Raw genomic sequence first — 11,836 nt, 5'->3', positions numbered from 1 at the left:
TGGGTTTGGATCTACTGTATCACAAACACCATCATTATCTGCATCCGTTGCATCAGGGATACATGGATCGGTTGGATTTGGATCTACCGCATCACATACACCATCACCATCCTCATCATGTCCGTTTGGATTACATGGATCATTCGGATCGGGATCTACACTATCACATACGCCATCATTATCCGCATCTGTTGCGTCAGGGATACATGGATCAGTTGGATTTGGATCTACATTGTCACATACACCATCGCCATCACTGTCTAAATCTTCTGGTCCACATGGATCCGTTACATCTGGATCAATTACATCACAAATACCATCACCATCTACATCTGTTGCATCTGGACTACATGGATCATTTGGATCTGGATCTACTGCATCACAAATACCATCACCATCCGTATCAGCACTAGTTGGATTACATGGATCATTGGGATCTGGGTCTACTGCATCACAAACGCCATCGCCATCTGCATCCGTAGCATTTGGATTACATGGATCAGCTGGGTCAGGATCTACTGCATCACATACACCATCACCGTCTGCATCTGTACTTGTTGGATTACATGGATCATTCGGATCGGGATCCACTGTATCACAAACGCCGTCATTATCCGCATCCGTATTATCTGGAATACATGGATCCGTTGGATTTGGATCTACTGTATCACATACGCCATCATTGTCAGCATCTGTATTATCTGGCACACATGGATCAGTTGGATCTGGGTCCACGCTATCACATACGCCATCGCCATCTGCATCCGTATTGTCTGGGATACATGGATCGGTTGGATTTGGATCTACCGTGTCACAAACACCATCATTATCCGCATCTGTATTATCAGGTACACATGGATCATTCGGATCTGGATCTACTGTATCACAAACACCATCATTATCCGCATCCGTATTATCTGGCACACATGGATCAGCTGGATCGGGATCTACCGTATCACAAACACCATCATTATCCGCATCTGTATTATCCGGTACACATGGATCTGTTGGATCTGGATCTACCGTATCACATACACCATCGTTATCCGCATCTACATTATTCGGGTTACATGGATCAGCTGGATCGGGATCTACTGTATCACATACACCATCACCATCTGCATCCGTATTATCTGGATTACATGGATCATTTGGATCTGGATCGATGGCATCACATACTCCATCGCCATCGCTATCGGTTGCATCTGGTAAACATGGATCATTTACATCATTATCCGTAATTGTCCCTTCTCCTTGTAAATCTGTGGTGGTTATATTTTCTGGTGTTGGTGAGCCAATACTTACATTGCTCATCAACACATTATAAGTCTCATTAGTTTCGTAGATATTATTATCGATCGTTGTTATTGGAATGGTTACTGTTGTACTTCCAATAGGAATTGTATAACCTACGCTAGTCTGAGCCAAATAATCCGATCCTACTTGAGCTGTATTATCAGATGTCGTTACATCTAAAGTAACATCATATTGTACTAAACCACTTAAAGTTGCTGTAAAGTTCGCCGTTGTACCTTCAACTACAGTAATATCATCAATACTAATTGTTGGAGCTACTTCACCATTATCAGTGATCGTTCCTGCTCCTACTAAATCTGTCGTTGTAATTGCCTCTGGTGTTGGTGAACCAATACTTACGTTACTCATCGTAACTGTATAGGTCTCATCTGTAGGCTCATATACCGTATCATCAATGGTTACTATTGGTACTGTAACTGTCGTAGTACCTGCTGTAATTGTATAGGTTTGACTTGTCTGAGCTGTATAATCATCTCCTGCTTCGGCAGTTCCATCACTCGTAGTAACATCAAAGGTAACATCGTATTGAGCTGGATTAGTTAAGGTAGCTGTAAAGTTCGCTGTGGTTCCTTCAGCTACGGTTATATCATCAATACTAATTGTTGGAGCACTATCGCCTAAATCAGTAATCGCTCCTGCTCCTACTAAATCTGTGGTTGTTATAGTTTCTGGTGTTGGTGAACCAATACTTACATTACTCATCGTAACAGTATAGGTCTCATCAGTTGGCTCGTAAGTAGTATCATCGTTAGTAGCTATAGGAATAGTCACTGTAGTAGTACCTGCTGGAATCGTATAACTTACACTACTTTGAGCGGTATAATCATCTCCCCCTGTTGCTGTTCCATCACTCGTTGTTACATCAAAGGTAACATCATATTGAACTGGATTAGTTAAGGTAGCTGTAAAGTTCGCTGTACTTCCTTCTGCAACCGTAATATCATCTATGCTAATCGTTGGAGCACTATCACCTAGATCAGTAATTGTTCCTGCTCCTACTAAGTCAGTCGTTGTTATAGCCTCTGGTGTTGGTGACCCGATACTTACATTACTCATCGTAACGGTGTAGGTCTCATTCGTTGGCTCATAAGTAGTATCATTAGTAGTAGCTACAGGAATGGTTACAGTCGTAGTCCCCGCAGTTATCGTATAACTCGTACCACTCTGAGCAGTATAATCATCGCCTCCTGTCGCTGTTCCATCACTCGTAGTTACGTCAAAAGTAACATCATATTGTGATGGATTACTTAAAGTGGCAGTAAAATTAGCCGTGGTTCCTTCTGATACTGTAATGTCATCTATACTAATTGTAGGTGCACTATCACCTAAATCGGTAATTGTTCCAGCCCCTATTAAGTCAGTAGTCGTAATGGCCTCTGGTGTTGGTGAACCGATACTTACATCACTCATTGTAACAGTATAAGTCTCATCTGTTGGCTCATAAGTAGTATCATTGGTAGTGGCTACAGGAATTGTTATCGTAGTAGTACCTGCTGTAATTGTATAACTTGTACCACTCTGAGCAGTATAATCATCGCCTGCTGCAGCAGTTCCATCACTCGTAGTAACATCAAAAGTAACATCATATTGTGATGGATTACTTAATGTAGCGGTAAAGTTCGCTGTGGTTCCTTCTGCAACCGTGATATCATCTATACTAATAGTAGGTGCACTATCACCTAAATCAGTAATCGTTCCTGCTCCAACTAAGTCAGTCGTTGTAATCGAATTTCCTGTTCCTGTCTGAACATTACTCATCGTAACAGTATAGGTCTCATTTGTTGGCTCGTAGGTAGTATCATTTATTGTTACTATTGGAATAGTTACTGTAGTACTTCCTGCAGTAATGGTATAAGTTTGACTTGTCTGTGCCGTATAATCATCTCCTGCCGCAGCCGTTCCATTACTAGTAGTTACATCAAAAGTAACATCACAAGCAATTGCCTGACTTAATGTTGCTGTAAAATTAGCGGTAGTTCCTTCTGCTACGGTAATATCATCTATACTAATCGTTGGTACAGGATCAACTGTAATTTGAACAACATTACTCAAAGCTGTACAAGTAACTCCATTTAATAAAGATGAGGCTTCTCTTCTATACCACATATTCTGCGTGAGAACACCTGCATCATAAGTAGTACTTGTAGCTCCTCCTATTGGCGTAAAGCTAGATCCATCAGTACTGCTCTCCCATTGATAACTTAGTGTACCACTTCCTGTAGAAGCAACTGTTTCAGTAAATGCTACTGGATCTCCTCCTGAACAAATCGTTTGATTTGCTGCCACTGTTCCTCCTGTCACATCATTAATTGTTAAGGTAGCTTCTGAACTTGTTACACTAGCACATACATTTTTCGTACTTGTAACTACTAATCTATATTTATTAGTTGAAGCTCCTATTAATGGGTTTGTTAATGTTAAGCTTGCTGTGGTTGCATTGCTATAAATACCTCCATTGGTAATATTATTCCATGCTCCTGCTCCTCCTACTTGCTCTTGCCATTGGTATACTAAATCTGTAGTACTTCCAGTACTTCCACTATAATCTGGTGTCGTTGCTGGAGGCGTTCCAGTATAGGTTGTTGTGCTTAGAGATGAAGCCACTCCTGTAAAAGTAACATTAGTTCCTAAACAAATAGTCGCATCGCTAGGTTGGGTATCAACTTGCAAGGTAGTAGCTTCAGTTTCATTACCATTTACTCCATTATAACCTCCTGTACCGCCTGTTACTTGACCATTACTATCAAAACCTGTCCCGTCTAAGTCACCATCTGAATCTCCGTCAGTTCCACCCGATTCTAAAACATCGTTACAGCCATCATTATCACTGTCTAAATCTAAATAATCTTCTGTTCCATCCCCATCTGTATCTTGAGGTACACAACTACTTCCAATTAATCCGAACTCTTCTATATGAACACTAGCTCCTTCCTTGGTTAGAATTCTTATATCTATATCAGTTACGTTAAAATATGATCGACCAAAAGAAAATTCTTGCCTAACTGGTCCTCCTCCAATAGCAGGAGCCGTAAAACTATGTGTGTATTGATTTCCATTTGAAGTAATTATAACCTCAAAATCTAAAACTTGCTGACCAGCTACTCCTACTTCATTATACATCAAAAACGCTGTAACCTCATCAACTGAATGGGGCATTACCAAATCAAAAACTAAAGGGACTCCGTTAAACGTACCATCCGTTCCACTTCCCCAATCCCCAAAGCTACCACTAGTAGGGTCACTTGGAGTTCCATCAATCAATCCTGGGTTACCTATTCCATTAGCTACTGGCACATAATTCGAAGAAACAGATGAGAAAAACTCTGCTCCAACTAAATCTGCATTGGTATACTGCAAAGCCGCTTCATTACAATCTGTTATTCCATCATTATCATTATCAAGATCACACCTATCAGCAACACCGTCAGAATCAACATCATTAAAACCAGAAACCGAAACATCACAACAAGTAGAACCGTCAGAAGCATCAGTTACGGCCGAGGTATTTAACTGTCCTCCCGAAGTTATCGTTGGTACTCCATCTGCATCCACCCCACCAGTTAATTCTCCAGAAGAAAGCTGTGTATAGTTATAGCTTCCGGCAGCTTCAATAGCATCGTAACAACCGTCATTATCACTATCGGTATCTAAATAATCTGGGGTTCCATCACCATCTGTATCATCATTGTGTGATGTTCCGTTTCCATCAGTATCCTCGTCAAGTGTTAAAATTCCATCGTTATCATCATCTTTATCTAAATAGTTTGGCGTTCCATCACCATCTGTATCATCATCAGTAAAATCAGAATTTCCATTTAAATCTTCATCAACATTCAAAACACCATCACAATCCAAATCAAAAGACGGGCATGCATCTGGGCATGAAGCCCCATCATTTGAACCACTCGCCGTTCCAGTTAATAATAAGGTAGCACTCGGACTCGCTTGATCATAATTATTAATCTTAAAAAACTCACCTGTTGTATTTCTAAACACATATAAATTTCCTTGTACATCGCTGAAGGCGGCTCCATATGCACCCGAAGTAGCACCCAATCCTGTAACCGTTTTACTTGTTATTGTTATCGGGTTAGTCGTTAAATCTGATTCGTACAGTACATTATTACTAATACCATAGGCTTTATTGTTGATAATGGTAAAATCTGCAAAATTATCATTAGGTCCCGTTATTGGCACCAAAGTATACGTCATTGTTGATAAATCTGCTCTAATATAAGCTCCTGCATTCTGACTAGACGACCTCGCCCATAAAATACCTGAACCGTCAAAATCTAGAGCATTTGGGGCATATCCTAAAGGTGTACCTCCATTTGTAACTTGTCCTAAATCTACTGAATTTGAATCTTGTCCAATTCTAACTATATGAAAACTCGAAGCCGCAATTCCATAAAGAAAGCCATCTGCAGAGTTATATCCTAAAGTATTTGTAGTTGGCACAGGAGTTCCTATGACATTATAATTTCCTGTTTCAGGATCCATTATATTCAACACGCCACTTAGCACCTGATAAAAACCAGGTGTACATCCTATAGGTGTCATGGCATCTCTATAATCAACATCTTCTGTTAACACATCGCCATCGACATCTGGGAAGTTATCATTTTGCGTATTATCAAAACTACCATTTACATCGGTATAATCATCACCATTATCATAACTATTGTCAAGTCCATTTGCTCCAACGGTACCTCCTAGAGTTAATCCCGCCTCAGCAGTATCATTCCCTCCTTCATTATCAGAATCTAAATCTAAATAGTCCGGATCGTCAGTTCCGTCAGTGTTTTCAGGAGTTAAACCTCCTAAATACGCTGAGTTTACCCCATTATTTGTTAAGTATGTTGCTGAGTTATCTGCATTTGGAGCACTATAGCCTGTTGTGGTTTGCGCTTCTATATTATCAGGGATACCATCGTTATCACTATCTAAATCTTCTCCATTCGACTTTCCATCTCCGTCAGTATTTAAACATGGTACTACTACAGAAACCTTTACATCAGAAGCCGTATTTCCTACATCCATTGTTAATGTTAAATCGCTAACTTGCTCAATCCTGATACTCCAATTCGTTGGATTCGAAATTAGTGGGTTTACAGTTATTGAGTTTCCAGAATGTGATATTATTCTTAATTCATTCCCTGAATCATACACTTTAAAACTACCTGAAGTACTTGAAAAAGTCCAAGTATCACCCGCATCAAAATTAACACTTGCATTTGTTGCTGCTGAAATTGTGAAATCAGAAGCATTTGAAGTCGATAATGAAACAGAAGCTCCGTTGCTCTGTAAGGCCACATTACCATTATTATCTGTGTTAGCGGCATTTACTGTTCCTGATGCACTTTGAGTTACTGTTGTATTTGCAACCACATAATTTTGAGATGTTCCAGAAAGTCCTGAGAACTGCATTGCAGAAGAATTAAAGCATTCGACAGAATCTAGGACACCATCATTATCATCATCTAAATCACAAGCATCAGCTACACCATCACTATCATTATCTGAAAAACCAGATACCGAAACCTCACAACAAGTTGTACTATCAGAAGAATCTGTAACCGCAGCAGTTGTAGTTTGACCTCCAGAAACTGTTGAAGGAACTCCATCTGCATCCACACCTCCAGTAAATGCTCCTGACGATAATTGCGAATAATTGTATGTTCCAGCTGCTTCTAAAGCATCAAAACAGCCATCGTCATCACTATCTACATCTAAATGATCTAGAATAGTATCCTTATCAGAATCACAAACTCTTAATTCTATAAAATATTGAGAATTTCCAGTAGCTCCACTAGAATAAAATTGTACTCTTTTAGCTCCAACCGTTTCTGCTTCCCATTCAAACCTCGCACCGTTGTTTGTTGACGTTCCTCCGGCCGGATTTTCAACATAATATGTATTTCCGCTTTTAACAGATATAAAGTCATCAACTAATGTTGTGTTTTTAAATTTAAAATTAACCCCATCCAGCGAAACTACCCCATCTTGAATTCCTTGTCCTAACGACCCTCCATGTGCAACCGTTACCAAAGCTAAATCAGCATATGGACCAGACAACTCAAAAGTTGCCGTTCCTTCTGTGGCATTTGTTCTCCAAGCAGTTCCTGCCGAATTCGTTGAACCATTGGTTACCGTTACAAAAATGCTACCCGTTGGCAATCCAAAAAGGCTACTGATATCATCATTAGTAATACTATAATTGGATGCATTACCTCCCGGAGGAGTTGATAAATCTGTTGGTAAAATTTTCACTAACGCGCATTCTTCTGTATCTAAAATACCGTCATTATCATCATCTAAATCACACACATTATTTAAACCATCACCATCTGGATCGTTCGCTGTAGGTGTTCCCACAGTCGCTCCATCATGACATAAATCTATTACTGTTAGTGTAGCACTATTTTCTATATTTATACAGATATTGTCAGGGTGAGTTACTACGAGATTATATACCTTCCCACTTAAACCAGTTATATCACTAATTGTTAAAGAGGATGTATTTGTTCCTGAATACACTCCTGTATCTGTTAAATCAACTCCATCTTCCTGCCATTGATAAACAATAGTCCCAGAAACATCAGTTGCAGAAGCATGTGAGTAATTTGGAGTTGTATTTGGAGCTGTACCTGAGTAAGCTGTTGTACTTGTTGCTGTTGCCGATGTTATTGTAAACGATGTTCCTCCTCCTACATCTAAAGTTTGATTGATTAGGGCAGTTGCATCTACAACTACTTGAGTTGCCACATCTTCATTTCCAGATAACCCTTGTCCTTGGTCACTTCCTACATCAGCTCCTCCTCCAGAGTTTACTAGGTTAGGAACTCCATCAGCGTCAACACCTCCATTAGCGGCAAAATCGATTCGCCCTTCAGCATCCAACTGACTGGCTAAAACATTTTCATCTGCTTCTAGAGCATCATAACATCCATCATTATCTGAATCTGTATCATAACAATCAAACAATCCGTCTCCATCAACATCGGAACCTTGACCAATTACGTATACATTATCTAAATGAATGTCATCTCCAGCACCCGCTAAAGTTTTACTTGTTTCTAGTACAATAGTTGCTGTTGATCCCGTTGGAGTAAAATTAAACGTTTTAACTCCCCAGACCATGTTACCTCCATTATCCAGACCTATTTCATCAGCTGTTGCACTATATACTAAGGTACCGTCAATTCTGACTGTGAATGTTATCCCGACAGAATGCAATATATACGCTGCAATGTCGAATGTTAAAATATTATCCAATCCAGCATCTACTGGAACTGTTTGGGTTATTGTATTTGTTCCTGTTGCATCTGAGTTCACGAAAGCAATATTACCTCCAGAGATAGTCCAAGCAAGGGAACCTCCTTCCGTCCATCCAGTTAAGTCACCTGTTTCAAAATCTCCATTCGTTACTGCCGTTGCACATTCTGTTTTATCTAAGATACCATCATCATCGTCATCTAAATCATTGGTATCTGGTTGTCCATCACCATCAGCATCGTTACAATTAAGTACACTATTGTAATCAGCTGTTAATATATAATAATAGGTAAACTCCGCACTTTCACCAGCCCCTAAGTTTCCAATATTAACTGCAAGAGAAATAGCTTCGTCAGCGGTATTCGTTGATCCTTCTGTTCCAGTAAAACCAGTAGCATTCCAAATATCAGAAGCATCTCTATTTGAGAACCCACCATAAGTAACTCTAGCTCTTTCATCATATGCCATTAAATAAACAAAAGACCCATCTGGATCTGAAGCCCCACCAGCAGCTTGTTCTGCTTTAACCAAGGCTAATTTATCCGTTACTCCAGATGCCTGACCTACAATTGTATTCGTTGTTGTAAAACTTCCACTTAAAGTCTGATTATTATCGGGGTCAACATTGTGATACCAATAAATATTACTCAAAGTTCCTCCAGTTGTATTTGTTAAGGTCGTAGTCATTTTCAGAAAAACCCCATTTTCTGTAACCGTATGCCTTCTATGAACATTAATTCCACCTACACTACCTTGCCATATTACTTCGGCGGCATCTTCACCGCAATAAGTTTCTGTTGAACTGACGGATGTAATAGACCCTGCAATTTGCTCTAATGGTCCATTAGTATTGTTGCTGTAGTTTGTGCCGTTTATTTCCAATCCAAACCCTTCTTCTGCCGTTCCAGGAATAAAGAAATCTCCATCGTAATTCACCCATCCATCCTTTGCTGGATTCGCTATGAACCCCATGGTTGCCACTCTTGCATCATGATATCCTGCTGGACGCGTTGCATTTGGAGCCCCATAAGTTCCTTGATCTCCTAATCCTGCCTCAATATAATTCCCTCTTAAATAAGCATTTAAACCTGACATTTGAGCATCAGGCACTTGAGCATTTGCAATTTGAAAGTATCCAACAAAGAAAATAAACAGCAATAAACTCAAGCCATCTATTGTATGGTATGAAAAATTCTTTTTCTTCATAATAAGGGGTTAAAAAAATTAATCTATAACTACGCGCTTTTATGAATTAATCATAAAAACAAAATTTACTATTTCGCTAAATGCATACATAGATAATCCCTGTGCATAGGCACAAATAATGAAGTACTGTCCTTTAGGATAATTTTTACAGTCTTTAGTAGCGAATGGTTATTGAGTAATAGTTGTAGTAGCAACTCAGTTATGCGCAGTAGTACAGTAGTTTTTTTTAGACTGCAAAGGTATATTTCTCTAAGCGGTTAGCTTATGAATTTTGATAAAAGGGGTATTCTCATTTTTTAAGGGGTTTCTCTTGTATGATAATTATTTCACTCTATTAATAACATCTGAAAAAAGTGCATTTTTTTAGCACTTTTAACGTCGCTAAGATATATAATTAACAATTATTAACAAATAATTTTTCGATGAAATAATGATGAATTACAAATAAGTGTAGACGAATGGTTAAATTCCTCTTTCTTTCTTTATTTGTTCGTAAGCTTTTTGAATTTGTTGAAACTTCTGTTCCCCTCCTTTAACATGCTCTTCTCCAAGACCTACCAATTTATCTGGATGGTATTTTTTCACCATTTTTCGGTACGCTTTTTTTACCTCGGCATCCGTTGAGCTCTTTGAAACCTCTAAAATTTCATATGCACTTTCTGATTTAGCCGCAAACATTGCCTTTATGGAATTGAAATCTCTCTCATTAATATAAAGGTAATAGGCTATTTTCGCTATAACCGCTTCTTCCTGAATCTTTACACTTCCATCTGACTGAGCAATTCCAAACAAAAAATGTATTAATTGCAATCTTGAGGCATGTGACATGTATTGCCTAATTTGCATACAAACTTGTCTTGAAGACACTTTTCTTTTTACAATTCCTTTAAACAATTTAAAGGCGTTATTGGCTCTTTCTCTACCATACAAGTCGACAAAATACTTTCTTACATAATCAAGTTCTCTTTTATCAACATGACCATCTGCCTTAATGACTATCGATGCTAAAATAAGTAGACTAATTTCAAAATCGCCAGACTCTACATAGCTCTTTTTTTTATCTTGGGAATTATACTTTCGTTCCTCTTCTTTTAAATCTTCAACAGAAACTCCATCAATAAAACTTCCAACAACAAAGCCAATAATCGCCCCAATAGGACCTCCTAAAGTAAACCCAGCTCCCGCACCTAACCATTTGGCAAATTTTCCCATGTAAATCTTTTTATCAAATATAAGACTATTTCATTTTCAAAATGTTTCATTTTAGAACCTTTATTTTTTCTCCATCTACAACAAAAATCAATATCCTTTTCAAACTCAACAAATAAGACAATATTATTAAAAGTAAAAAATAAATAATTAAAAACTATACAAAACCACACCCTTAAACACACTTTAAAGAAACTTTACAAAACCTACCTACCATAAGTCCAAACTCAAAATAAAACCCGTTAAATACCTTTATTTCTAGTTCTTGAAAAATTTGCTCCTTATATACAAAAAGAAGTATCTTTGTAAAAAACTTAATTTATGTATCCAGAAGAATTAGTAAAACCTATGCGTGATGAATTAATCGACGCTGGTTTTAACGCTTTATATACAGCAGAAGATGTTGATAATGCCTTAGCTAAAGAAGGAACTACCTTAGTAATGGTTAATTCTGTTTGTGGTTGTGCGGCAGGAACTGCTAGACCAGGAGCCATCGCTTCATTAGGTGCTGATAAAAAACCTAACCATTTAACCACTGTATTTGCAGGGGTTGAAAAAGAGTCTACAGCTAAAGCACGTGAGTATATGATTCCATTCCCACCTTCTTCACCAGCTATTGCACTTTTTAAAGATGGTCAATTAGTTCATATGTTAGAACGTCATCACATAGAAGGAAGATCTGCTCAAGCAATTGCTCAAAATTTAGCAGCTGCTTATGATGATTTCTGTTAATTTTCCTTAATAACAATATTGAATCTCAGATTCACCAATAAATCCACTCAGATGAGTGGATTTTTTTTTACTTTTACTCACCTAGCGAAATTTAAAT

The 11,836-nt window shown here is 38.4% G+C and carries 3 protein-coding genes (1 of these 3 cut by a window edge); 1 reads left to right on the top strand and 2 read right to left on the bottom strand.

What is annotated here, in order from left to right; all coding sequences use genetic code 11:
* On the bottom strand, positions 1 to 9,798 hold the 5' portion of the coding sequence (locus ACKTTV_RS17000) for a Calx-beta domain-containing protein (RefSeq protein WP_408032067.1). Its footprint begins 2,508 nt before the window's first position; only the first 9,798 of its 12,306 coding nucleotides appear in the window; it begins with the start codon at positions 9,796 to 9,798; its stop codon lies beyond the left edge, outside the window.
* A 462-nt stretch (positions 9,799 to 10,260) separates the two neighbouring features.
* Positions 10,261 to 11,010 carry a TerB family tellurite resistance protein gene (locus ACKTTV_RS16995; protein ID WP_408032066.1) on the bottom strand — a complete coding sequence of 250 codons (750 nt, stop codon included), beginning with the start codon at positions 11,008 to 11,010 and terminating at the stop codon, positions 10,261 to 10,263.
* 318 nt (positions 11,011 to 11,328) lie between these two features.
* Here ACKTTV_RS16995 and ACKTTV_RS16990 point away from each other — a divergent pair, with 318 nt between their 5' ends.
* A complete protein-coding gene (locus ACKTTV_RS16990; RefSeq protein WP_408032065.1) occupies positions 11,329 to 11,739 on the top strand; it encodes a BrxA/BrxB family bacilliredoxin in 411 nt (136 codons plus the stop codon).
* Positions 11,740 to 11,836: the final 97 nt, after the last annotated feature.

The organism is Tenacibaculum xiamenense (genome assembly GCF_964513065.1).
Taxonomy (GTDB): Bacteria; Bacteroidota; Bacteroidia; order Flavobacteriales; family Flavobacteriaceae; genus Polaribacter; species Polaribacter xiamenense.
The sequence above is the reverse complement of the archived record's forward strand: the minus strand, read 5'-3'. Positions and strand labels throughout refer to the sequence as shown.

Excerpts from the sequence above, each read along its gene's own strand:
- ACKTTV_RS16990 (WP_408032065.1), top strand. The coding sequence starts at position 11,329 with ATGTATCCAGAAGAATTAGTAAAACCTATGCGTGATGAATTAATCGAC.
- ACKTTV_RS16995 (WP_408032066.1), bottom strand. The coding sequence starts at position 11,010 with ATGGGAAAATTTGCCAAATGGTTAGGTGCGGGAGCTGGGTTTACTTTA.